The 295-nt window shown below is 53.6% G+C and carries 1 pseudogene; it reads right to left on the bottom strand.

Annotation, left to right across the window (positions count from 1 at the left end):
• Positions 1-295, bottom strand: a pseudogene (locus tag H5157_RS21130) (RTX toxin); the annotation flags it as partial.

A 295-nucleotide genomic window follows, 5' to 3' on the forward strand; every position in this document is an offset into this window, starting at 1 on the left:
CAAGTGCTACCGGTACAGGGATTGACCACGTACCATTAGCAAGCACGGTGGCACTCATGGTTTGCGCTGCGCCGCTGCTGTCGGTGACAACAATGGTTACTTCACTGCCTTGCGGTGCATCGCTGATACCTGCAATTGTTGGCGTGGTGTCGTTACCTACACCGTTGTCGGTAATAACAAGGCTCGGGCCAGTAAGGTCTATCTGACCTGTCTCGGTGGCGCTGCCGATATTACCTAGACCATCATCTACCTGTGCGGTGACAGTATATTCGCCTTCGGCTAAATCAGTTGGTGC

Source organism: Pseudoalteromonas sp. SG43-3, assembly GCF_014164385.1.
GTDB classification, from domain to species: Bacteria; Pseudomonadota; Gammaproteobacteria; order Enterobacterales; family Alteromonadaceae; genus Pseudoalteromonas; species Pseudoalteromonas distincta.